Genomic DNA, 22,951 nt, shown 5'->3' with positions numbered 1-22,951 from the left:
CTGGCGGAGCCGTGACAGCGAATTGGAAACGGGAGCGCCTGCGCTCCCGTTTGCTTTTGGCTGCGCTGCTCGGCGGCCTGAGCCTGCTCACCGCCTGCAGCAACCATTTCGGACCCGGCCTTGCCGAGCTGGCGGCCGATCGGGGCTGGCAGCCGCTGCCGATCGGCTCCTGGGTCGTCAATGACGGCCTCGAGCCCCGTACCATCGTCTATTGCGCCGGCGCGCCCTGCCTGCGCCCCGCTGTCGCAGCCTTGATCGCCGTTGAAGGCCGCAAGGCCGACGAGTTCGAACGAGGCCTCGCCACCGACCCAGCCCGTCTGGCGCGTGAATTCTCGAAGCCGGTCGATGCTGCCAAGGGCGCGAAGCCCAGGCCGGCAGCGGCCAAGATCAAAAGCACCACCAGCGTTTCCCGCTTCGATGGCGGCGGTCCGTCCGGATTGCTCGTCGAAATTCGCGGCAAGGGCGAGACCGGGCTGCTTGCGGCAACCGCGATCCTCTATGGCAGGGAAGCCGGCAAGCTCGTCATGGCGATCGCGGTCAGCAACGATGCCGAGGCCGCGCAAAACTATGCACGCGCCGCCTGGCGCAGCCGCTGATTCGCCGTGAAGCCCTGACATGTGGTTGAGCCCGAACCGATTCGCCGCTAAGGCACCCCGCAGAAGCCCTGCCCGGAGAGCACAATGAAAGCCCGCGTCACCGTCACCCTCAAGAACGGCGTGCTCGATCCGCAGGGCAAGGCGATCGAAGGCGCTCTGAAATCGCTCGGCATCGACGGTGTCGGCTCGGTGCGTCAGGGCAAGGTCTTCGACATCGAGTTCACCGCCGGCGACAAGGCCGCCGCCGAGAGCGCGCTCAAGGATGCCTGCGAGAAGCTGCTCGCCAATACCGTCATCGAGAATTACCGCGTCGAAATCGGAGCGTGAGACGATGAAAGCCGCCGTCGTCACTTTCCCCGGATCCAATCGCGAGGGTGATGTCGCCACTGCCCTGCGGCAGGCCGGTGCCACCGTCACCCATGTCTGGCATGCGGACACGGAGCTTCCGGCCGGCACGGATCTCGTCGTGCTGCCGGGCGGCTTCTCCTATGGCGACTATCTGCGCTGCGGCGCCATCGCCGGCCGGGCCCATATCATGGATGCGACGCGAGCCCATGCGGCGCGCGGCGGCTATGTGCTCGGCATCTGCAACGGCTTTCAGATCGCCTGCGAAGCGGGGTTGCTCCCGGGTGTCCTTGCCCGCAACGCCAATCTGAAATTCGTCTGCAAGCGCCAGCATCTCACCGTCGAACGCGCTGATACCGCCTTCACCCGTGCCTACACCAAGGGCCAGGTCATCGATGTCTGCATCGCCCATGGCGAAGGCAACTATATCGTTGATCCCGAGACCTTGGCGCGCCTCGAAGGCGAGGGCCTGGTGGCCTTCCGCTACGCCGACGCCGACGGTCAGGTCACCGCCGAAGCCAACCCCAATGGTTCGCTGAACGGCATTGCCGGCATCTACTCGCCCGGCTTCAATGTGCTCGGATTGATGCCGCATCCGGAAAACCTGATCGATTCGCTCACGGGCGGCACCGATGGGCGCGGCATGTTCGAGAGCCTGATCAGCGGCAAGAAGGCAGCCTGACCGGCTCGCTCCCCGTCATGCTTGGGTTTGGCCCGGCATGACGGATACGACCGGGCCGGGCGGCCCGGCTCACTTCGCCAGCGAAGCCGCCTTCGCCAGCAGCTTCTGCGCGCTGTTCACATCGAGCGCGCCGACATGCTTGTCGACGATCCGCCCGTCCGGGCCGATCAAGAAGGTTTCCGGCACGCCATAGACGCCCCATTCGATTGCGCCACGGCCGGCGCGATCGACGCCCACGGCAGAATAGGGATTGCCGAGCGCTCCCAGGAAGCGGCGGGCATTCTCGGCCTCGTCCTTGTAATTCAGCCCGACCACGGCGACCTTGCCCTGCTTGACCACGGGCGCCTCAGCCATCGCGACAAGATGCGGGTGCTCGACGCGGCAGGGCGCGCACCAGCTCGCGAAGACATTGACGATGGTGGCCCGCCCCTTGGCCAGGTCGGCCATGGTGAAGGCCGGGACTGGCTGCCCGTCGCGCTGCAACCCTTCGAGCGCGGTCAGCGCGATCGTCGGAGCCGGCTTGCCGATCAGCGCCGATGGAACCTTGCTGGCATCCCCGCTGAACAGCCCGACCAGGAAGACCAGGGACAGCCCGGCAAACAGGATCAGGGGAATCAGGAAAACCAGCGGCGAGCGCCGGCCTGGCGCGCTCTCGACCTCGCTCACGACAATGCCTTCCCGGAACGGCGGCCGGCGCCGCGCTGTTCCAGCGCGTCGAGAGCCTGCCTTTGCGCGCGGTGATCGCGCCAGGTCATCAGAATCAGCCCGCCGAGGATCATCACGACCGACGCATAGGCGGTCAGGATGTAGCCGGCATGCGGCCCAAACGCGCTCATACCGCGACCTCCGCCGCCAGCCGGTCCAGCCTCTCGGCCTCGAAGATCGTCAGCGTCCGGACCCGGCGGCGCATGATCTCGGCCCGCATGGCGACGAGATGCAGCGCCAACGCCAGCAGCGTGAAGCCGACTGCCAGGATCAGGAGCGGCCAGAGCATGGCGGGATGAATGGTCGGCCCGCCGGCGCGGAAGACCGATGCCGGCTGGTGCAGCGTATTCCACCAGTCGACCGAGAACTTGATGATCGGCACATTGACGAAGCCGACCAGTGTCAGGATCGCCACTGCCCGCCCCGCGCGCGAGGGATCGTCGAGCGTGCGCCACAGCGCCATGATGCCGAGATAGATCAGGAAGAGCACGAGCACCGAGGTGAGCCGCGCATCCCAGACCCAATAGGTCCCCCACATCGGCTTGCCCCAGAGAGCCCCCGTGATCAGGCAGATCAGCGCGAAGCAGGCTCCGATCGGCGCTGCCGCCTTCTGCGCCACATCCGCAAGCGGATGGCGCCAGACCAGGGTGCCCAGTGCCGAGACCGCCATCATCGAATAGAACATCAGCGCGAGCCAGGCAGCCGGCACATGCACGAACATGATGCGGATGGTTTCGCCCTGCTGGTAATCCGCCGGCGCGACGAAAAAGGCGAGATAGAAGCCGACGGCAAGCAGCAACGCGGCCGCGCCCGCAAGCCAGGGCAGCAGCCGGCTCGACAGGCGCATGAAACGCGTCGGATTCGCCAGTTCGATCAGGCTAGCCATGCGGCCCTTTTGCTCTTCATTTGACGAGTGAGGATGTAGCAACCGGCTTCACGCTTCACAATCGCAGCCGATGGCCATGGCGTCGCAGCCTATTCCGCCTGCCGGAGCGCCGCAGCAGCGGCGATGGTGCCGATCACGAGCGTCGCGAGCGACAAGGCACACAGAATCAGAAACGGCGTCAGGAAGGGCACCGTGCCGCCAAGCGCGCTGTTCGAAGCCGAGACGCCGAAGATCAGCACGGGCACCGTCAGCGGCGCGACGAGGATCGGCAGGATCAGGCCGCCCCGCTTGAGGCCGGCCGTCAGCGCGGCTCCCGTGGCGCCGATGAAACTCAGCGCCGGCGTCCCGACCAGCAGCGTCCCGGCGACCGGCAGCATCGCCTCGGCGGGAAGCGCGACCAGCAGGCCAAGCAGCGGGGCAGCCAGCGCCAGCGGCAGGCCGGTCGTCAGCCAATGGGCGAGCCCCTTGGCCAGTACGGCGAGTTCCAGGGGCAGGGCCGAGGCGCGGATCAGGTCGAGAGAACCGTCCTCCTCATCGCCTTGGAACAGCCGGTCGAGCCCGATCAGGGTCGCAAGCAACGCTCCGAGCCAGAGAATGGCCGGGCCGATCCGCGAGAGCAGATTGAGATCGGGCCCGAGCGCGAAAGGCACCAGCACGACCAGCGTCAGGAAGAACACCAGCGCGAGCTCCCCGCCTCCGCCGGCACGAGCCGCCAGGGCGAGGTCGCGTTTCAGGATCGCCAGGAAAGCTCCGCTCACGGCCCGATCCTCATCTCGCGCGCCGTTTCCAGGCCAAGCGGGCCATGCGTCGCCGCCAGGATCGCGCCGCCCGCATCGAGATGGGCCTGCATCAGCCCGATCAGCATGCGTTGGGAGGCCGTATCGAGCGCCGAGGCCGGTTCATCGAGCAGCCAGAGCGGCCGTCGTGAAACCAGGAGCCGTGCCAGCGCGACGCGCCGGCGCTGCCCGGCCGAGAGATAGCCGACCGGCAGAGCCGCGACATGCGGCAAGCCAATAGCGGCAAGCGCCTCATCGGCGGCGAGCCCGGGCTCGCCGAGCAGGGCCTGGACGAAATCGAGATTCTCGCGCGCCGTCAGCGCCGTTTTCAATCCGTCGCGATGACCGACGAGATGGATCTGCTCCATCAGGGGCGCATCGCCGATGCCGGTTACTCGCAAAACTCCGGCGGCGGGCCGCAACCGCCCGCAGATCATGGCGATCAGGCTCGACTTGCCGGCGCCGTTGCGGCCGGTGAGCGCAATCGCCTCCCCGCTCCCGAGCGTGAACTCAAGCTTTTCGAAAACCAGTCGCCCGCCTCGGCGGCAAGCCAGGTCTTCGGCGCTCAGCGTGAGTGGGGCGTAGGAAAACTGCGTCAAGGCCAGGGCATCTTCCCGTGCGTCAGAAGCTGCCACGCACGCGTTTCGTTCATGTAGCGGGCTTCTTGGAATTGATCTATAGAACGCTCGGCTACGCCGCACGCCGATCCGGCGCGGGGCTCGGGCACTCCCGGGGCGGCGCGCGCGTCATGCGCATTAGGCCTTCGATCTCGCCTGCCCGCAAGGGCGACCGAATCGCGACCGCAACCCCTTGATCAGGATTATGCCCGCATGGCTAACCAGGATTCCTTCAAATCCCGCAAGACGCTCGACGTCGGCGGCAAGAGCTACGTCTATTACTCCCTGCCCGACGCCGAGGCGAACGGCCTTCCCGGCATTTCGAAGCTTCCCTTCTCGATGAAGGTTCTGCTCGAGAACCTGCTGCGCTTCGAGGATGGCCGCTCGGTCACCAAGACCGACATCGAGGGCTTCGTTGCCTGGCTGTCCGACAAGGGCAAGGCCGGCAAGGAGATCGGCTTTAGGCCCGCACGCGTGCTGATGCAGGATTTCACCGGCGTTCCGGCAGTGGTCGACCTGGCCGCGATGCGCGATGGCGTCGTCGCGCTCGGCGGCGATCCGGCCAAGATCAACCCGCTCGTCCCCGTCGACCTCGTCATCGACCATTCGGTCATCGTCGACGAGTTCGGCACGCCCAAGGCTCTCTCGCAGAATGTCGAGCTTGAATATGAGCGCAACGGCGAGCGCTACCGCTTCCTGAAATGGGGCCAGGGCGCCTTCGACAATTTCCGCGTCGTCCCGCCCGGCACCGGCATCTGCCATCAGGTCAATCTCGAATACCTCGCCCAGACCGTCTGGACCAGGACCGAGACGATCGACGGCAAGGAGGTCGAGGTCGCCTATCCCGACACCGTCGTCGGTACTGATTCGCACACCACCATGGTCAACGGCCTGGCCGTGCTCGGCTGGGGCGTCGGCGGCATCGAGGCCGAGGCTGCCATGCTCGGCCAGCCGCAGTCCATGCTTCTGCCCGAGGTCATCGGCTTCAAGCTCACCGGCTCGCTGCGCGAAGGCATCACTGCGACCGACCTCGTGCTGACCGTCACCCAGATGCTGCGCAAGAAGGGCGTCGTCGGCAAGTTCGTCGAGTTCTTCGGCCCCGGCCTCTACAACCTGACGCTCGCCGACCGCGCCACCATCGCCAATATGGGCCCGGAATACGGCGCAACCTGCGGCTTCTTCCCGGTCGACGCCGAGACGATCGACTATCTCACCACCACCGGCCGCAAGTCGGACCGGATCGCGCTGGTCGAGGCCTACAGCAAGGCACAGGGCCTGTTCGCCACCATCGAGACGCCGGACCCGGTCTTCACCGACACGCTGGAACTCGACCTGGCCACGGTCCAGCCTTCGATGGCCGGCCCGAAGCGCCCCGAGGGCCGCGTCGACCTCGGCGCCGTCGCCAAGGGCTTCGCCGCAGCGATGGACACCGAATACAAGAAGGGCGCCGAGATCGCCCGCCGGGTTCCCGTCGAAGGCCGCGCCCATGATCTCGGCCATGGCGACGTCGTCATTGCCGCCATCACCTCCTGCACCAACACCTCGAACCCCTCGGTGCTGATGGCCGCGGGCCTGCTCGCCCGCAACGCGGTCGCCAAGGGCCTGACGGTGAAGCCCTGGGTCAAGACCTCGCTTGCCCCCGGCTCGCAGGTCGTGGCGGAGTATCTCGCCAAGTCCGGCCTCCAGACCGACCTCGACACGCTCGGCTTCAACCTGGTCGGCTTCGGCTGCACCACCTGCATCGGCAATTCCGGTCCGCTGCCGGGCCCGATCTCGAAGGCGATCAATGATCAGGGCCTGATCGCGGGCGCCGTGATCTCCGGCAACCGCAATTTCGAAGGACGCGTCTCGCCGGACGTGCAGGCGAACTACCTCGCCTCGCCGCCGCTGGTCGTCGCCTATGCGTTGGCCGGCAGCGTCCAGAAGGACCTGACGACCGAGCCGCTCGGCACGGGCAAGGACGGCCAGCCCGTCTTCCTGAAGGACATCTGGCCCTCCAACAAGGAGATCCAGAGCTTCATCGCCCAGAACGTCACGCGCGCCATCTTCGAGGCGAAATATGCCGACGTGTTCAAGGGCGACCAGCACTGGCAGGACGTGAAGACCCCGGAGAGCCAGACCTACGCCTGGGACGATGCCTCGACCTATGTGCAGAACCCGCCCTATTTCCAGGGCATGGGCAGGAAGCCTTCGCCGGTCACCGAGATCGTCGGCGCGCGCATCCTCGGCCTGTTCGGCGACAAGATCACGACCGACCACATCTCGCCGGCCGGTTCGATCAAGGCCGCCTCGCCGGCGGGCAAGTACCTGACCGAGCACGGCGTCGCCGTCGCCGACTTCAACCAGTACGGCACGCGGCGCGGCAATCATGAGGTGATGATGCGCGGCACCTTCGCCAATATCCGCATCCGCAACCACATGATGGGGCCGAACGGGCGCGAGGGTGGCTACACCATCCACTATCCCAGCAAGGAAGAGCTGCCGATCTACGACGCCGCCATGCGCTACCAGGAGGAGAAGGTGCCGCTGGTCATCTTCGCCGGCGTCGAATACGGCAACGGCTCCTCGCGTGACTGGGCGGCGAAGGGCACCAACCTGCTCGGCGTCAAGGCCGTGATCGCGCAGAGCTTCGAGCGCATCCATCGCTCGAATCTCGTCGGCATGGGTGTTGTCCCCTTCACGCTTGCGGAAGGCACGAGCTGGGCTTCGCTGGGCCTGAAGGGTGACGAGAGCGTCACCATCAACGGGCTGGCCACGGTCAAGCCGCGCCAGATGCTGGAGGCGGAGATCACCTTCGCCGACGGCACGGTCAAGAATGTCCCGATTCTCTGCCGCATCGATACGCTGGACGAGCTCGATTACTTCAAGAACGCCGGCATCCTGCACTACGTGCTGCGCGGCATCGCGGCGTAGTCCGCGCCCTGCCCTGGCTCCGTCTGACCGGGCCAGGGACATCGACATACAGGGCCGGCCTCTGGCCGGCCCTGTTTCGCCTTGCGGCGCCTCCAGTTGTCCTCGCGCAGGCGTAGGTGTAATGGGGCGTCACAGCCATCCTTGGCGGGGGGCTTGGGGCAGGCGCGCGCCAGCGCGCCCGGATGTCCGCCGCCACAATCCAAGACGACGGGAGCACCCGCATGTCCGCCACGTTCGAGACGGTCGCCGGTATCATTTCGGAGACCTGCGATATTCCTCGCGAGAAGATCACGCCCCAGAGCCACGCCATCGAAGACCTCGGCATCGACTCGCTGGCTTTCCTCGACATCGCCTTCGCGATCGACAAGGCTTTCGGCATCAAGTTGCCGCTCGAGCAGTGGACCCAGGAGGTCAACGAAGGCAAAGCGCCGGCCGAGCAGTATTTCGTGCTTGAGAACCTGTGCCAGCGTATCGACGACCTCGTCGCCGCCAAGAAGGCCTGAATTTCGCTCGCAGGGCCGCCGCTTCGATGAATTCGCGAGGCGGCCTTGAGACGGACACCCTCTCCCGATAGAGCATGATGCAGCCGAGCCGGGCGTTCCCTCGCCCGCTCGGCGCATCTGTTGCTCGCCACCCGGTCAGGACCCGCATGCGCCTCGAATATTTCGACATGATCGACACGGTCGTGACCTTCGATCCGTCGCAGAAGCGCATCGCCACACGTTCGACCGTGCCGAGCGCGAGCCCCGTTTTCGAGGGGCATTTCCCCGGCCACCCGCTTGTTCCCGGCGTGCTCCTCACCGAAACCATGGCCCAGGCTTCCGGCTATCTTCTGCTCGCTCTCAACCAGTTGCAGCAGATGCCGTTCCTGATGATGGTCGACAAGGCGCGCTTCCGCACCTTCGTCGAACCTGATGCGGTGCTGGATGTCAGTGCCGAGCTCGTTCACGAAGGCTCGGGCTACGCCGCCACCAAGGCAAGAATCGCGATCGACGGCAAGCCGATCTGCGATGCCGAGCTGCGTTTCCGCCTGATGCCGTTCCCGGCCGACATGCGGACGTTGATGGAGCAACGGATCGCGGCGATCGGCCTCGTCCCGGAACGGAACTGACATGATGCGTGACGTCGTCATTACCGGCATCGGCCTGGCCTCCAGCCTGGGCGAAGGCATCGAGACGCATGCAGCGGCTCTGGCCTCCTCCGTTGAACCGGTCGTCGATACCGAGAGTTTCGCGCCCTATCCCGTGCACCGGCTGAAGCCGCTCGAACTCGATCGGCAGATTCCGAAGAAATCCGATCAGCGCCAGATGGAGCCATGGCAGCGGCTTGGCGTCTATGCCGCCGGTCTTGCTCTCGACGCTGCCGGCCTGAAGGACGACGTCGACGCCAAGAGCGAGCTCCAAGTCATCGTCGCCGCCGGTGGTGGCGAACGCGATCATGCCGTCGATTCCGCGATTCTGACCGGCTTGCGCGGCGCGAACCAGCCTGGCGCCTTCCTGAACGAGCGGCTGATGGGCGACCTGCGCCCGACGCTCTTCCTGGCGCAGCTCTCCAATCTTCTCGCCGGCAATATCGCGATCGTCCACGGCGTCACCGGCGCTTCGCGTACCTTCATGGGCGAAGAGCAGGCCGGCGTCGACGCGATCCGCACCGCCCATGCCCGCGTCGCCTCCAGCCAGGCAGACGTGATGCTGGTCGGCGGCGCCTACAATGCCGAGCGTCGCGACATGCTGCTGCTGCTCGAAGCCGGTGGCTATTTGCGCAAGGGTGATTTCGCACCCGTCTTCGAACGGCAGGATGCGCCGGGACTGATCACCGGCAGCGCCGCAGCGTTCCTCGTCCTCGAATCAGCCGAGCGCGCCAAGGCGCGTGGCGCCAAGGTTCTGGCCGGCCTCAGCCATGTCGCGGCCGCCCGCGCGCGCCGCAGCGAGCAGGGCGCGGTCGAGGCCACATTGCGCAAGCTGGTTGCCGGCTTCGGCGCAGTGTCGTCTTCAGCCCTCGTCATCTCGGCGGCGACCGGCGCAGCCGGCGTCACCGGCGAAGAGGCATCGGCCATCGCCAACCTGCCCGCCGCCAAACGCATTGCCACAGGCGATCTCGTTGGCCACAGCCTCGAGGCTGCATTCCCCATTTCGGTTGCCCTTGCCGCCATCGCCCTTGCCAATGGCCAGGCAAGCGAAGCGATCGTCACCGGCGCCGGCCATTGGCGCGGAGAAGGCGCGGCGCGCCTCGTGAAAGCGTGAGGATATCGCCATGAGCGCACAGCATCGCGACTCCAAGGGCCGCCCCGTCGTCGCCGTCACCGGACTGGGTGTCGTCACCTCGCTCGGCCAGGGCAAGCAGACCAACTGGGAGGCGCTGACCGCCGGGCGCTCGGGCATCCATCGCATCGAGCGCTTTCCGATCGACGGGCTGCGCACGACCATCGCCGGCACGGTCGATTTCCTCTTCGATGCGCCTTTCACGGCGCCTCAGCTTTCCGAGAAGCTCGCGACGCTTGCCGCAGAGGAGGCCGTGAGCCAGAGCGGGCTCGGCTCGGACGGTGATTTTCCCGGCGAACTCTTCATGGCCGTTCCTCCGGTCGAGATGGAATGGCCGCAGAAGCAGGAACTGGCCCAAGCCATCGACGGCGACGTCGATTATGACGGATTGCTGCGCGCCGCCGCCGCGCACAAACACAAGCCGATGCATGAGCTCTTCCTGTTCGGAGGCGTCGCCGATCACATCGCCGATCGGTTTGGGACCCGGGGTTCGCCGATCTCGCTCTCGACCGCCTGCTCGTCGGGCGCAACCGCCATCCAGATGGGCGTGGAGGCGATCCGGCGCGGCGAGACGAGCGCGGCGCTGTGCGTCGGCACTGACGGCTCGGTCCATGCCGAGGCGCTGATCCGCTTCTCCCTGCTCTCGGCATTGTCGACGCAGAACGATCCGCCGGAAGGCGCGTCCAAGCCCTTTTCCAAGAACCGCGACGGTTTCGTCATGGGCGAAGGGGCCGGGGCGCTGGTTCTCGAGGATTACGACCACGCCCTGGCGCGTGGCGCGACCATCCTCGGCATCGTCGCCGGTTGCGGCGAGCGCGGCGACGGCTTCCACCGCACGCGTTCGAGCCCGGACGGCAAGCCGGCGATCCTCGCCATGCAGGATGCATTGGCCGATGCCGGGCTGACGCCGGACGATGTCGACTACATCAACGCGCACGGCACCTCGACGCCCGAGAATGACAAGATGGAGGCGATGAGCTGCTCCGCCGTCTTCGGCGAGCGCATGGCGCGCCTGCCGATCTCCTCGAACAAGTCGATGATCGGCCATACGCTCACAGCCGCCGGAGCCGTCGAAGCAGTGATCTCGCTTCTGACCATCGCCAACGGCCGCATCCCGCCGACGATCAATTACAACCTGCCCGACGCTGCCATTGCCCTCGATGTCGTGCCGAATACGGCGCGCGACGCCAAGGTCAGGACCGTCATCTCCAATTCCTTCGGTTTCGGCGGGCAGAACACCTGTCTCGTGCTGACCGCCCCCCCGGAGGCGGCATGACCCGCATTCTCGTCACCGGCGGCGCCAAGGGCGTTGGCGCCGAGATCGTGCGCGCGCTCGCAGCCGCAGGGCATGATGTCGATTTCACCTATCGGTCATCGGCCGATCAGGCGCTGGCGCTGGCAGCCGAGATCGGCGCGGCACATCCCGGCCAGGCCGTTCGCGCGCTGCCGCTCGATCTCGCCGACAAGCCAGCCCTGGACACATTCTGCGAGGCGGTCGAGGGCGACAGCTATTTCGGCTTCATCCACAACGCCGGACAACCCTACGACACGCTCGCAGCGATGATGGTGCAGGACAAGGCCGAAGCGATCATGCAGGTCAATTTCTGGGCCTTCACGCGTCTTGCCAAGAGCCTGATGCGCGGCATGCTCCGCGCCCGCAGCGGACGCATCGTCGCGATCGGATCCGTGGCCGCGCTGCGCGGCAATCCGGGCAACGCCGCCTATGCCGCCTCTAAGGGCGCGCTGATTTCCTATGCCAACACCCTGGCCGTCGAAACCGGCAAGCGCGGCGTCACCGTCAACGTGATCGCGCCGGGCTTCATCGATACCGACATGATGGCCCCCTACGCCGCCTATCGGGAAAAGATGGAAAGCCAGATCCCCGCCGGCCGCTTCGCGAAGCCCGAGGAGATCGCCGGGCTCGCCACCTTCCTGATGAGCCCCCCGGCCGGCTATATCACCGGCACCGTCCTGGCGATTGATGGTGGCCTGACGGCACAGCTCGGCGTGCATCGCTGAGCGCGCTCAGCCGGTAGATGCGTATTTGAAAGGCTCGACATGCGTTCCCTCCAGCTCTTCGGCGACCGTGACCTGCGCCTGACCGAAATCGACCCGCCGCCGCCACCCGCCGCCGGCGAGGTGCAGATTCGCGTGCGCGCCGTCGGCCTGAACTATCTCGATGTCTGGGGTTTCCGCGGCATGGCCTTCGCCAAGCGCAAGATGCCTCAGGCGGCCGGTGTCGAGGCCGCAGGCGAGGTTGTGGCTGTCGGCGAAGGTGTCAGCCGTTTCCGGGAGGGCGACACCGTCACCATGTACGGCGCCGAGACCTGCGGCCACTGCAAGGCCTGCCGCGAGGGTCGCGACAATCTCTGCGAGAATGTCGCCGGCATCATGGGCTTCCATATCGACGGCTTCGCCCGCGAGCTGATCAACCGGCCCGAGCGCCTCGTGATCAAGGCTCCGAAGGGCGTCTCCTTCGAGGAGGCCGCCTGCGCGCCGATCGGCTTCGGCACGGTGCAGCACATGCTCTTCGACAATGCCAAGCTGGAGCCGGGTGAATCCATTCTCGTTCACGCCGGCGGCTCCGGCATCGGCACCGCCGCGATCCTGATGGCCAAGGCGATCGGCTGCACGGTCTACACCACCGTCGGCGACGACGAGAAGGGTGCCAAGGCCAAGGCGCTCGGCGCCGATTTCGTGGTCAACTACAAGACCGAGCGCTTCGAGGGCGAAGTGCGCCAGCTCACCAAGCGCAAGGGCGTCGATGTCGTCTTCGAGCATGTCGGTGCCGATACCTGGAATGGCTCGCTGCTTTGCCTGAAGCGCGGCGGCAGGCTCGTCACCTGCGGCGCAACGTCGGGCCCCTCGACCACGATGAACCTGATGCAGCTCTTCCAGCAGCAATACCGCATCTTCGGCTCCTTCGGCTGCCGCATCGAGAACATCGCGCAGTCGCTGGAGAAGATGGCGGGCGGCATGAAGCCGGTGATCGACTCGGTCTTCCCACTCGAGGATTTCGAGAAGGGGCTCGCCCGACTTGAGGGCCGCAAGGTCTTCGGCAAGGTCATTGTCGCCTTCTGAGCCCGGAATTCGCGCGCCAGACTTGACCGGCGCGTATTCCTGACGCAAGTCGCGCGGCTGGCGCCGGGCCTTTCCGGCTCTTCGGAAAGAGGCCCTCGCGGCATTGAGACGTTTGAAGCACTTCGCGGGCCGGCTCGTTGCGGCCGTCATGATCGGCCTGATCCGGGCTCTGTTCGGTTTCCTGCGCCTGCTCGGGCCGGAACGCGCCAGTGATCTCGGAGGCTGGCTGCTGCGCAGCGTCAGCCCGCTGATCCCGGTCAATCGCGTCGCACTGGCCAATATCCGTGCCGCCTTCCCGGAGAAGAACGAGGCCGAAGTCCGGACGATCGCGCGGGGAGCCTGGGAGAATCTCGGCCGCACCGCTGCCGAGTACGCGCATCTCAAGACCCTCTTCGACTATGACGACGACAACCGGGATGCTCCCTCGCGGGTCGAGGTCTCCGGCATCGAGCATTTCGTCGCGCTGAAGGATGACGAGAAGCCAGGACTGATCTTCTCGGCGCATCTCGCCAACTGGGAGCTCCCGGCGATCTGCGCCGCGGCCTACAAGCTCGACACAACCGCGGTCTTCCGCGCGCCGAATGACCCGGCAATCGCCAACGTGGTGCACGAGATTCGCTCCGGCGCCATGGGCGGGCTTGCCGCGGCGAAGCAGGGCGCTGCCTTCGCGATGCAGGGCGTGCTTGAGAAGGATGGCCATCTCGGCATGCTGATCGACCAGCATTTCACCCGGGGCGTGGTGATCCCCTTCCTGGGCCGCCCGGCCCTGACCAACCCGATCCTCGGCAAGTTCGCACGCCGCTTCGACTGCCCGGTCCATGGCGTGCGGGTCATCCGGCTGCCGGGGCAGCGCTTCCGGCTGGAACTGACACCGCCGCTCGACCTGCCCCGCGACGAAGCCGGCGAGATCGACGTCACGGGCGCCATGGCGATGATGACCGCGGTGGTGGAAGGCTGGGTGCGCGAGCACCCTGAGCAATGGCTCTGGATGCATCGGCGCTGGCGCCCGAACATGATCAAGGCGGCTGCGCTGGCGAATTACGGGGATACAACCTGGCCACAGCCCAAATTCAAGGCAACGTGATTTCCAAGTGAGGCTTATTGAGCGCTTTGGTAACGTCTCGCAGTCAGCTTGAAGCCGAGTTTCGAGAATGACCCGCCGGTTACGCGCCTTTTCTGCCTTCCTTGCTGCCCTCGCGTTTGGCGGCGCGACAGCGCTTGCCCAGACGCCGGCCAAGCCGCCAAGGGCGGTGATCGAACTTTTCACCAGCCAGGGCTGCTCATCCTGCCCCGCGGCCGACGCCCTCTTCGTCGAGTTGGCCAAGGACCCGAGCCTGATCGCCCTCACCATGCCGGTGACCTATTGGGATTATCTCGGCTGGAAGGACACGCTCGGCCAGGACGTTTTCAGCAAGCGCCAGAAATATTACGCCAAAGGTCGCGGCGACGGCCAGATCTACACGCCTCAGGCCGTGATCAACGGCGCTTCGCACATGGTCGGCTCCGACAAGGCCCTGATCGAGCAATCGCTCAAGGAGCACGCGAGCCCGGCGCTTCCGGTCTCCGTCACCCTGTCCGAAGCCTCCGGCCACCTGAGCATCAAGCTCGATCCCACCGGAACCGGCAGCGAGCGTGGCGGCGGTGTCTGGCTGGTGCCGATCTCGCGCCTTGTCACGGTGCCCATCGAACGCGGTGAGAACAAGGGCAAATCGGTGACCTACGCCAATGTCGTGCGCGGCATCGTCAAGGTTGGCGAATGGACCGGGGCGGCCACGACGATGTCGGTCCCGCTCGCGACGACACAGCTTCCGAATGCCGACGCTTATGTCGTCCTGGTGCAGGGCGACCAGCCCAATCGGGTGATCCTGGGCGCCGCACGCAGCCCGCGCTGAGGCTTCAGAGCAGGACCACCTTGTTCGGTAGCTCGTCGACGTCGTCTGCCGCTGGCGGCGCATGGCGGGCAAGAACGCTGCCGACCGCTCCAACCGCATCGATCAGACCTTCGCGCAGGCGGTCCTCCTTCGCTGCCGCGAGCAGCGGCTCGATGATGCCGCGCCAGACCGCCTGATCGATCGTCTCGTCTATTCCGATATCCGCGACGATTTCGGCATAGCGCTCCTGCAGGGCGATGTAGAGCAGGACGCCGGTGCGCCCACGCGTGCGGGTAAGGCCGCGTGCGGTGAACTCGCGCAGCGCAACGTCATGGGCCCGCCGGCGCTTGATGAAGCCAGGCACGAATCGCCCACCGCGCCCATACCAGAGCAGCGTCACCATCAAAGTCGCAGCGCAGACGAGTTGGATCAGGAAGATTCGCGGAGCGCTGGTTGCCGTCAGCATCAGCAACGGCCAGGGCACGAACAGCGCCAGCACCAGTGCCATCACCAAAGGCACGGTGCGGTAGCTGCTTGCAGCGCGGTCGATCACCACGACGATCTCGCCGGAGGTCAGGCTTTCCGCCTGCCGCACCGCTTCCGCGATCGCCTCCTGGTCTTGCGTATCCATCACCAACTCCCAGAAGCACCGCCGCCGCCGGACGAGCCCCCGCCGCCTGAAAAGCCGCCGCCCGAACCCGAACCCCAGCCGCCGCCACCGCCCCAGCCGGAACCGGAACCCGTCCCCCAGCCGGAGCTGGTCGGCGGCAGCGTCACCCAGCGGCCATCGCGCATCCGGTGTCCGCGCCCGCCGCCTTGCTGGTTCAGCCCACGCAGGATGCTGACCACGACGATGAAGATGAAGAACATCACCAGGATGACGGCAACATCCTCCCCAAAGCTGCTCTCGTCACTGCGGACGGTCGCGCGGCGCTGCCATTCCTCGGCATCTCCAGCCAGAATGCTTAGGATCGCGTCGACGCCGCCCTCGATGCCGCCGGCAAAATCACCCGTCTTGAATTTCGGTGCCACCGCGGTGGTGATGATGACCTTCGAGAGCGCGTCCGTGAGCGCGCCCTCCAGCCCATAACCGACCTCGATGCGGACCTTGCGCTCGTTCGGCGCGACGAGCAGCAGCACGCCGTTATTCCTGGCCTTCTCGCCGAGCTGCCAGTGCCGGAACAGGCGATTGCTGAAATCTTCGACGGCGTAGCCTTGGAGCGACGGCACGGTCGCAACCACGACCTGATCGCTGGTCTTGGCCTCATGGGCCTGCAGCTTCTGCTCGATGCGGCTGCGCGCCGCGGCATCGAGCAGATTGGCGTTGTCGACGATGCGGCCGGTCAGGGCAGGAAAATTGGGATCGGCCGCAAGCGCGAAGCCGGCCCAGAGCAGGACAAGCAACAGGGAGAGATAACGGAGAACCCCTCTCCCTTCTGGAAGAGGGGCTACCCGACCTGTTCGGTGAGCGAGCCGGGGCACCCCGGGGCCCGCTTAGAACTTCACTTCTGGCGGCTTCTCCGCGCCCGCCGCCGCGGAGAAGGTTTCCATCGCCTTGGCGCCCCAGAACAGCCGCGCCCAGATCACGCCGGGGAAGGTGCGGATCTCGGTGTTGAAGCTCTGCACCGCCTGGATGTAGTCGCGCCGGGCTACCGCAACACGGTTCTCGGTGCCTTCGAGCTGCGACTGCAGGGCGAGAAAGTTCTGGTTCGACTTGAGCTCAGGATAGCGCTCGACCGTGACCAGGAGCCGTCCCAGAGCGCCCGTCAGGGCATTCTGCGCATCCTGATACTCCTTGAACTTCGCGGGATCTGTGATGGTCGACGCGTCGACCTTGACCTGCGTCGCCTTGGCGCGCGCCTCGATCACCTGGGTCAGCACCTCGCGCTCCTGCGAGGCATAGCCCTTCACGGTCTCGACCAGATTGGGGATCAGGTCGGCGCGGCGTTGATACTGGTTCTGGACCTCACTCCAGGCCGCTTTGGCCCTCTCCTCGAGTGTCGGCACATTGTTGATCCCGCAGCCCGCGAGCACGAGGCCGAAGAGGGTGACGGCCGCAAGCGCAAGGCTGCGGCGACGAACGGTGGAGAGCGCGAACGACATGTCGATGCCCCTTTTGGCAATGATCGAGCGATCGATTCGGAGCTTAGCGCTCCGCTCGAGCGGGTGAAAGGCAGCTCGTACAATCACGCGTTGCGTTATCCGGGCCTTGCACCGCAGCCCTTCCACTGCTGGGATGGGCGTCAGCCCGCAGCGGGAGATCGCCAGCATGAACCTCTCCTTCTCCACATCACGCTCCGCCGGACGATCAACCCTCCTTGCGCTGGCCGCAGCCAGTGCCCTTTTGGCGGGAGGAGCGGCCTCACAGCCCCTTGCACCCGCGCCCGAAGCTGCGACCGGCCGCATCGCCAAAGCCGTCGGCACCGCGCAGCGCTACATGGCGGCGGCGGCCAATCCGCTCGCCGCCAGCGCCGGCCGCGAGATCCTGCGCGCCGGCGGCAGCGCGACCGACGCTGCGATCGCGATCCAGCTCGTTCTCAATCTGGTCGAGCCGCAGAGCTCGGGCATCGGTGGCGGTGCCTTCTTCGTGCACTGGGACGAGGCCGGACGAGCACTCGTCACGCTGGACGGCCGCGAGCGGGCTCCCCAGGCAGCCAGGCCCGACCGCTTCATCGGCGCCGACGGCAAGCCGATGAAGTTCATCGACGCCGTCGTCGGCGGCCGATCGGTCGGGGTGCCCGGCACGGTCAAGCTGCTGGAGGAGGCGCATAAGCGCTGGGGCCGACTGCCCTGGGCCACCGTCATGGCCCCCGCGATCAAGCTGGCGGAAGAGGGCTTCACCATCTCTCCGCGCCTCAACGGCCTGCTTTCCGGTGAGACAAATCTCGCAAAGGACCCGCGCGCCTTCGCCTATTTCTACGAGCCGGACGGCAAGGCCAAGGCGGTCGGCACGGTCCTGAAGAATCCGGCCTTCGCCGCAACACTTCGTGCCATCGCCGAGAGAGGGTCCGACGCCTTCTACTCCGGGCCGATCGCCGAGGACATCGTCTCGACCGTGACCGGTCACAAGACCAACCCCGGCGATATGACGCTCGCCGATCTGCAGGCCTACAAGGTCGAGGAGCGAGAGGCCGTCTGCGGCTCCTATCGGGTCTGGCGGATTTGCGGCATGGGGCCGCCGAGCTCCGGCGCGATCGCCGTCCAGCAGATGCTCGGCATCCTCGAAACCCAGAACATGGCCCGGCTCGGCCCTTCTGCCGACAGTGCACACTGGTTCAGCGAGGCAGGTCGCCTCGCCTTCGCCGATCGCGCGCTCTTCCTCGCCGACCCGGCCTTCGTCAGCGTGCCCGTCAGCGGCATGATCGACCGCGATTACATACGCTCGCGCGCCGGGCTCGTCAGCCCCGACAAGTCGATGGGCCGCGCCAAAGCCGGCGATCCTCCCAACAAGCGGGCCCAGCTCTTTGCCCCCTCGGACGGCATCGAGAACGGCACGAGCCATATCTCGGTGATCGATGCAGACGGCAATGCGGTCTCAATGACCACGACGATCGAGGATGGCTTCGGCTCACGGCAGATGACCAAGGGCGGCTTTCTGCTCAACAATGAGCTGACCGATTTCAATTTCGCTCCGGAGGAGGAGGGCAAGCCCGTCGCCAACCGCGTCGAGGGCGGGAAGCGCCCGCGTTCGTCGATGGCGCCGACCCTGGTGTTCGATGCCTTTGGCCGCCTCTACGCCGTGGTCGGCTCCCCCGGCGGCAGCCAGATCATTGGCTTTGTCGGCAAGACACTGGTCGCCCTGCTGGACTGGAAGATGGATCCGCAGGCCGCCGTCGACTTCGCCAATCTCGGCAGCCGCAATGGCCCCACCGAGCTTGAAAAGGGCACTGAGGCCGAGGCCTGGAAGACAGCGCTCGAGGCCAAGGGCCATGAGGTCAGGCTGCTGGAAATGACCTCCGGCATCCAGGCGATCGTCAAGACGCCTGAAGGCTTTGTCGGGGGAGCCGATGGCCGGCGCGAGGGCGTGGCGATCGGCGACTAAAGCATCGGCCAGAAAAGTGGATTGCGGTTTTCGGAAAAGCCAATGCAAACACAGAAGGTTAGATCATGCCCCGGCGAATTCCGGGTCTCACCAGCTCCGGAGTGTCTGCGGCTGCGCCCGAGACAGGCGGCAGGCGTTAAACCTGCCCGACCGGGCGCTCCCCACCCGCGCCGCGCCCCGCGATCAGCCAGTAGACGAAGCCGGTGGCGGCCCCGACCAGGAACAGCGCTGCGATGATCTGTGTCTCGCTCGCCGTCGGTGCGCGTGACAGCCGCAGCATGGCGAGCGGCAGCAGCGCCGCGAGGGTGCCTGTCAGCCCGCTCTGGATGAGCCCGCTGCGGATCCGGAAGAGCTCGGAGCCGATAGCGACGAGCACGACCGGCGCGACCATGATTGCAAAGCCCAGCCGGCCGAGCAGCGTGAAGGCAGCTTCCGCCGTGGGGCCGGGATCGAAGCCGCTCTCGGCCTGGGCGAAGAGCGCTGTGAGCAGACGCTCGAAGCCGCCGCCGATCAGCAGGGCGATGTCAGGCGAAACCACGCTGGCGATGAGCAGGGCAAACATCCCCGACCCCATCGCAACGAGCAACGCGAATGGAATCAACAGCAGCCAACGCAGCATATGTCAGCCCGCCAGCGCCGCAGCTTCGGCCTCGCTCTGCTCCAGCATCAGGCGGGCACGCGCCGAGAGCTTTTCAGTCTCGCTCTTGAGCTGGCCGCAGGCGGCGAGGATGTCGCGCCCGCGTGGCGTACGCACCGGCGAGGCATAGCCTGCGCGGTAGACGATCTCGGAGAAGCGCTCGATCCGGTCCCAGTCAGAGCATTCATAGCGCGTGCCGGGCCAGGGATTGAACGGGATCAGGTTGATCTTGGCCGGAATGCCCTTGAGCAGCCTGACGAGCTCGCGCGCCTCGGCATCGCTGTCGTTGACGCCCTTCAGCATCACGTATTCGAAGGTGATGCGCTTGGCGTTCGACAGGCCGGGATAGTTGCGGCAAGCCTCGAGCAGGTCGCGGATCGGATACTTCTTGTTCAGCGGCACCAGTTCATTGCGCAGGTCGTCGCGCACGGCATGCAGCGAGATCGCCAGCATCGTGCCCATCTCCGCGCCGAGCGCTTCGATCTGCGGCACCACGCCGGAGGTCGAAACCGTGATGCGGCGACGGCCGAGTGACAAGCCCTCATTGTCCGAGATCACGTCGATCGCATCGCGGACGCCGTCGAAATTGTAGAGCGGCTCGCCCATGCCCATGAAGACGATGTTCGAGACGAAGCGGCCACCATCATTCGGCACGAAGGCACCCTCGGGCGGGGTGCGCCCGGGGAAGTCGCCGAGACGATCGCGCGCCACCATCAGCTGCGCCACGATCTCCTCGGTGGTGAGGTTGCGCACCAGGCGCTGCGTACCGGTGTGGCAGAAGGTGCAGCTGAGCGTGCAGCCGACCTGGCTCGAGACACAGAGCGTGCCGCGGTCGACCTCGGGGATATAGACGCATTCGATCTCGGCACCGCGATCGCGTGCACCGACCGGAGGCATCCGCAGCAGCCATTTGCGCGTGCCGTCGCTCGAGACCTGCTCGGCCGTTACCTCCGGCAGATCGAGCGTGAAGCGCTCGGCCAGCGCGGCGCGCAAGACCTTGCTGATCGTCGTCATCGCGGAGAAATCGCGGACGCCGTAATGATAGATCCAGTTCCAGAGCTGGCCGACGCGCATGCGTCGCTCCTTCTCGGAAACGCCGATTTCAGCCAGCGCATCGGACAGGCCGGCGCGTGTGCGCCCGACCAGCGAGGCAGGTCGCAAAACGGGTTCGGCCGCCGGAGCGGGGGAAGCAGGGACGGACAGGGACATCGGAACTCGGGCTCAAGCGGGCATCATGCGCCCGCGCTCGGCGGGCTCATATCATAATCCGCATAAAGCGCGAAATCGGCGGAAATGCGCCGCCTGCCCGCGCTACTTGCAGGCGTCTTCGGCGCGCTTGACGATCTGGTTGAGACCGGCGAGCGAATATTTGTCGCTGGTCGGATTGCCGCGTTTCGACATGCCCTTGACCTCGAGGCTCGCGCCCTTGCGCAGCGCGTCGAGCATGCGGCCTTCCTCAGCCGGGTTCTTGAGCCACATGTTCTGGCCCTTTGCGACGAGCGCGAAGCGCTCATTGCCGATGATCGCCTGATGCTCGACATCTTCCTTGAGGTCGAAATTCATCACCAGGCTGATCTCGTTGCGCACCCCTTCGGTCGGGCGGCTGGAGACGAAGAGCATGCCTTCGACATCCTTGAGATTGGCGGGAATGCGGGTTTCCGCCTTGGAAAGCGCGTAGCAGACCTTGGATCGCCCCTGCTGCGACGAGAAAGCCTGCCACTTTCCGGCAGTCTCGAGCAGCATCGCCTGGGCCTGGCCCGAAGCCGCAGCGCGTTGGGCCGGAGCAGGCGCTCGCTGCGCCTGGGCCGGGGAAATCAGAAACGGCAAAGCCAGCGCGACCAGCGCCGAAGCCAGTTTCGCATGCCGGGTGGCGGTGACGCCGGTTCGGAAGTAGTTGAGAATCATCGACCGCCATCAATCAGCAGAAATGTTAACAGCATCTCTATTTCCGAAGCATTTTGCGCGGAATCTCAAGAATGCCTGAACCATAGGATGTCACGATCCTGGCGAAAATGCGAATATGACGCTGCCGCGAACAAGGTTCCGTCCGCACCGGGGCCGTGGCACAATCCGCCGGGAAACAGGCGGTGACCAGCGTTGTCCGGATGGTATCGCGGGCACAAGCCAGGCTGAGGACGGTGCGACGAGATGAAAGCACTGCTTTGCGAGACCCACGGGCCGGCAGAAAACCTGGTGATCCGTGAACTGCCCGATCCGAAGCCGGGCCCAGGCGAGGTCGTCATCACCGTCAAGGCGGCGGCGCTGAACTTCTTCGACACGCTGATCATCCAGAATCGCTACCAGACCAAGCCGCCCCTGCCCTTCTCGCCAGCAGGCGAATGCGCGGGCATCATCAGCGCGATCGGCCGCGATGTCGAAGGCTGGCGCATCGGCGAGCGTGTCGCCGTATGGCTCCGGCATGGTGGAGCGCGTGAAAAGGTCGCGGTCTCCTCTCGGGCGATCGTACGCGTGCCGGATACCCTTGATGACGCGCAGGCCGCCGGGCTTTTCGTGACCTATGGCACCGCGATGCACGGTCTCATCCAGCGCGCCGGGCTCAAGGCCGGCGAAACACTGGCCATTCTCGGCGCAGGCGGCGGCGCCGGCCTGGCCGCCGTCGAGATCGGCGCCTTGCTCGGCGGCCATGTCATCGCCTGCGCCTCATCGCCGGAGAAGCTGGCGCTGGCACGTGAACATGGCGCCCAGGAGGAGATCGACTACAGCATCGAGGATGTGAAGGCGGGCCTGCGCCGCCTGACGGAGAATCGTGGCGTCGACGTGCTCTACGACACGGTTGGCGGCGATCTCGCCGAGCCGGCATTGCGCGCCATGGCCTGGGAGGGGCGCTACCTCGTTGTTGGCTTTGCCGGCGGCGCGATCCCGAAGATTCCACTCAACCTGCTGCTCCTCAGGAGCTGCGACCTGCGCGGCGTGTTCTGGGGTGAGTTCGTCGCGCGCGAACCGGCGGCGCATCGCCGCAACATGGAACGACTGCTGGAATGGGCCGCAGCCGGGCGCATCAGCGCCCATGTCCACGCCACCTTCCCGCTCGAACGCGCTGCGGAAGCGTTTGCGATGATCGGGGATCGCAAGGCGCAGGGCAAAATCGTCCTGACGCCCTGAACGGGGCTCAAAGCCCCGCCAGCGTGTCCTGCGCCTTCTGGCGATGCTCCGGCGTGATCGACCCCGCGACCGCGGCGATCGCAGCCGCCATCACGGCCGCATCGTCGCTAAAGCCAAGGATCGGCATGATGTCGGGAATCGCATCGATCGGCAGCACGAAATAGCCGAGCGCGGCCAGCAATGTCAGCCGGACACGCCGGGGCGTCGCCGGATCGCGGGTGCAGAAATAGGCTGCCAGCAGATCCTCGGCAAAGGGGATGCGCTTGGCGACCCGCTTGAGAAGGCTCATCAGATCGGCGCCGAAACGCGCTTCGTCGCGCAGGCTCCGCCGGATCGCCGCCATCTCTTCGGCGCTGAAACGCGAACTGAAACCCTCGCTCATTCCTCACTCCGTGGAAGGACCTGAAAACCCCGGC

The 22,951-nt window shown here is 66.1% G+C and carries 26 protein-coding genes; 14 read left to right on the top strand and 12 right to left on the bottom strand.

The window, feature by feature from the left end:
- The first annotated feature begins 11 nt into the window (after positions 1 to 11).
- From AB4118_RS30885 to purQ, 3 genes are all read left to right on the top strand, one after another.
- Positions 12 to 596: a hypothetical protein gene (locus AB4118_RS30885; RefSeq protein ID WP_441493323.1), complete on the top strand. Its 585-nt coding sequence runs from the start codon at positions 12 to 14 to the stop codon at positions 594 to 596.
- A gap of 84 nt (positions 597 to 680) precedes the next feature.
- Positions 681 to 923 (top strand): phosphoribosylformylglycinamidine synthase subunit PurS, encoded by a 243-nt coding sequence (gene purS, locus AB4118_RS30880; RefSeq protein WP_043242342.1) that lies wholly within the window; start codon positions 681 to 683, stop codon positions 921 to 923.
- 4 nt (positions 924 to 927) lie between these two features.
- Positions 928 to 1,623: a phosphoribosylformylglycinamidine synthase subunit PurQ gene (gene purQ / locus AB4118_RS30875; RefSeq protein ID WP_441493322.1), complete on the top strand. Its 696-nt coding sequence runs from the start codon at positions 928 to 930 to the stop codon at positions 1,621 to 1,623.
- 69 nt (positions 1,624 to 1,692) lie between these two features.
- Here purQ and AB4118_RS30870 read toward each other — a convergent pair whose 3' ends face one another.
- The 5 genes from AB4118_RS30870 to ccmA all read right to left on the bottom strand — a co-directional run bounded on the left by AB4118_RS30870 (position 1,693) and on the right by ccmA (position 4,625).
- Complete coding sequence (locus AB4118_RS30870) at positions 1,693 to 2,289, bottom strand: DsbE family thiol:disulfide interchange protein (RefSeq protein ID WP_084651247.1); 597 nt, start codon at positions 2,287 to 2,289, stop codon at positions 1,693 to 1,695.
- Positions 2,286 to 2,459, bottom strand: a complete 174-nt coding sequence (gene ccmD / locus AB4118_RS30865) for a heme exporter protein CcmD (RefSeq protein ID WP_441493321.1) — start codon at positions 2,457 to 2,459, stop codon at positions 2,286 to 2,288. Before ccmD ends, AB4118_RS30870 begins: the two co-directional genes overlap by 4 nt.
- The gene (locus AB4118_RS30860) at positions 2,456 to 3,214 is read right to left on the bottom strand and encodes a heme ABC transporter permease (RefSeq protein WP_441493320.1); all 759 of its coding nucleotides are present in this window, start codon (positions 3,212 to 3,214) and stop codon (positions 2,456 to 2,458) included. The genes ccmD and AB4118_RS30860 overlap by 4 nt, the downstream gene beginning before the upstream one ends.
- A gap of 89 nt (positions 3,215 to 3,303) precedes the next feature.
- On the bottom strand, positions 3,304 to 3,972 hold the full coding sequence (ccmB, locus tag AB4118_RS30855) for a heme exporter protein CcmB (RefSeq protein ID WP_441493319.1): 669 nt from the start codon (positions 3,970 to 3,972) through the stop codon (positions 3,304 to 3,306).
- Positions 3,969 to 4,625, bottom strand: coding sequence for a heme ABC exporter ATP-binding protein CcmA (ccmA, locus tag AB4118_RS30850; protein WP_441493318.1), 657 nt, complete (start codon positions 4,623 to 4,625; stop codon positions 3,969 to 3,971). Before ccmA ends, ccmB begins: the two co-directional genes overlap by 4 nt.
- A 195-nt stretch (positions 4,626 to 4,820) precedes the next feature.
- On the opposite strand from ccmA, the gene acnA reads away from it, so the two are divergent.
- The 9 genes from acnA (at position 4,821) to AB4118_RS30805 (ending at position 14,754) form a co-directional block, all read left to right on the top strand.
- The gene (gene acnA, locus AB4118_RS30845) at positions 4,821 to 7,520 is read left to right on the top strand and encodes an aconitate hydratase AcnA (protein ID WP_441493317.1); all 2,700 of its coding nucleotides are present in this window, start codon (positions 4,821 to 4,823) and stop codon (positions 7,518 to 7,520) included.
- A 221-nt stretch (positions 7,521 to 7,741) separates the two neighbouring features.
- On the top strand, positions 7,742 to 8,023 hold the full coding sequence (locus AB4118_RS30840; RefSeq protein WP_043242327.1) for an acyl carrier protein: 282 nt from the start codon (positions 7,742 to 7,744) through the stop codon (positions 8,021 to 8,023).
- A gap of 146 nt (positions 8,024 to 8,169) precedes the next feature.
- A complete protein-coding gene (locus AB4118_RS30835; RefSeq protein WP_069878634.1) occupies positions 8,170 to 8,631 on the top strand; it encodes a 3-hydroxyacyl-ACP dehydratase FabZ family protein in 462 nt (153 codons plus the stop codon).
- 1 nt (position 8,632) lies between these two features.
- A complete protein-coding gene (locus tag AB4118_RS30830; RefSeq protein ID WP_441493316.1) occupies positions 8,633 to 9,763 on the top strand; it encodes a beta-ketoacyl-ACP synthase in 1,131 nt (376 codons plus the stop codon).
- A 10-nt stretch (positions 9,764 to 9,773) separates the two neighbouring features.
- Entirely contained in the window at positions 9,774 to 11,057 is a 1,284-nt protein-coding gene (locus AB4118_RS30825) for a beta-ketoacyl-ACP synthase (RefSeq protein ID WP_441493315.1), read from the top strand.
- On the top strand, positions 11,054 to 11,800 hold the full coding sequence (locus AB4118_RS30820) for an SDR family oxidoreductase (RefSeq protein WP_441493314.1): 747 nt from the start codon (positions 11,054 to 11,056) through the stop codon (positions 11,798 to 11,800). The genes AB4118_RS30825 and AB4118_RS30820 overlap by 4 nt, the downstream gene beginning before the upstream one ends.
- Before the next feature lie 39 nt (positions 11,801 to 11,839).
- Entirely contained in the window at positions 11,840 to 12,862 is a 1,023-nt protein-coding gene (locus AB4118_RS30815) for a zinc-binding dehydrogenase (protein WP_113513425.1), read from the top strand.
- Between the two features lie 103 nt (positions 12,863 to 12,965).
- Positions 12,966 to 13,946 carry a lipid A biosynthesis lauroyl acyltransferase gene (locus AB4118_RS30810; RefSeq protein WP_441493313.1) on the top strand — a complete coding sequence of 327 codons (981 nt, stop codon included), beginning with the start codon at positions 12,966 to 12,968 and terminating at the stop codon, positions 13,944 to 13,946.
- A 67-nt stretch (positions 13,947 to 14,013) separates the two neighbouring features.
- Complete coding sequence (locus tag AB4118_RS30805; RefSeq protein ID WP_441493312.1) at positions 14,014 to 14,754, top strand: DUF1223 domain-containing protein; 741 nt, start codon at positions 14,014 to 14,016, stop codon at positions 14,752 to 14,754.
- A 4-nt stretch (positions 14,755 to 14,758) separates the two neighbouring features.
- Here the strand turns inward: AB4118_RS30805 and AB4118_RS30800 are convergent, their stop codons facing one another.
- The 3 genes from AB4118_RS30800 to AB4118_RS30790 form a co-directional block, all read right to left on the bottom strand.
- Positions 14,759 to 15,364 carry a TPM domain-containing protein gene (locus AB4118_RS30800; RefSeq protein WP_441493311.1) on the bottom strand — a complete coding sequence of 202 codons (606 nt, stop codon included), beginning with the start codon at positions 15,362 to 15,364 and terminating at the stop codon, positions 14,759 to 14,761.
- Entirely contained in the window at positions 15,364 to 16,137 is a 774-nt protein-coding gene (locus AB4118_RS30795; protein ID WP_441493310.1) for a TPM domain-containing protein, read from the bottom strand. Before AB4118_RS30795 ends, AB4118_RS30800 begins: the two co-directional genes overlap by 1 nt.
- A 90-nt stretch (positions 16,138 to 16,227) precedes the next feature.
- Positions 16,228 to 16,836, bottom strand: a complete 609-nt coding sequence (locus AB4118_RS30790) for a LemA family protein (protein ID WP_069878626.1) — start codon at positions 16,834 to 16,836, stop codon at positions 16,228 to 16,230.
- A 166-nt stretch (positions 16,837 to 17,002) separates the two neighbouring features.
- On the opposite strand from AB4118_RS30790, the gene ggt reads away from it, so the two are divergent.
- A complete protein-coding gene (gene ggt / locus AB4118_RS30785) occupies positions 17,003 to 18,775 on the top strand; it encodes a gamma-glutamyltransferase (RefSeq protein ID WP_441493309.1) in 1,773 nt (590 codons plus the stop codon).
- A 136-nt stretch (positions 18,776 to 18,911) separates the two neighbouring features.
- Here the strand turns inward: ggt and AB4118_RS30780 are convergent, their stop codons facing one another.
- From AB4118_RS30780 to AB4118_RS30770, 3 genes are all read right to left on the bottom strand, one after another.
- On the bottom strand, positions 18,912 to 19,337 hold the full coding sequence (locus AB4118_RS30780) for a hypothetical protein (protein WP_441493308.1): 426 nt from the start codon (positions 19,335 to 19,337) through the stop codon (positions 18,912 to 18,914).
- A gap of 60 nt (positions 19,338 to 19,397) precedes the next feature.
- A complete protein-coding gene (gene rlmN, locus AB4118_RS30775; protein WP_441493307.1) occupies positions 19,398 to 20,621 on the bottom strand; it encodes a dual-specificity RNA methyltransferase RlmN in 1,224 nt (407 codons plus the stop codon).
- 102 nt (positions 20,622 to 20,723) lie between these two features.
- A complete protein-coding gene (locus AB4118_RS30770; RefSeq protein WP_084651246.1) occupies positions 20,724 to 21,317 on the bottom strand; it encodes a hypothetical protein in 594 nt (197 codons plus the stop codon).
- A gap of 243 nt (positions 21,318 to 21,560) precedes the next feature.
- Between AB4118_RS30770 and AB4118_RS30765 the strand changes: the two genes are divergently transcribed.
- Complete coding sequence (locus AB4118_RS30765) at positions 21,561 to 22,535, top strand: NADPH:quinone oxidoreductase family protein (protein WP_441493306.1); 975 nt, start codon at positions 21,561 to 21,563, stop codon at positions 22,533 to 22,535.
- Between the two features lie 7 nt (positions 22,536 to 22,542).
- Here the strand turns inward: AB4118_RS30765 and AB4118_RS30760 are convergent, their stop codons facing one another.
- Positions 22,543 to 22,917, bottom strand: coding sequence for a YkvA family protein (locus AB4118_RS30760; protein ID WP_069878622.1), 375 nt, complete (start codon positions 22,915 to 22,917; stop codon positions 22,543 to 22,545).
- Positions 22,918 to 22,951 lie beyond the last annotated feature (34 nt).

This window comes from Allobosea sp. 2RAB26, assembly GCF_052115465.1.
Taxonomy (GTDB): domain Bacteria; phylum Pseudomonadota; class Alphaproteobacteria; order Rhizobiales; family Beijerinckiaceae; genus Allobosea.
This window is presented reverse-complemented; position numbering and strand designations above follow the sequence as displayed.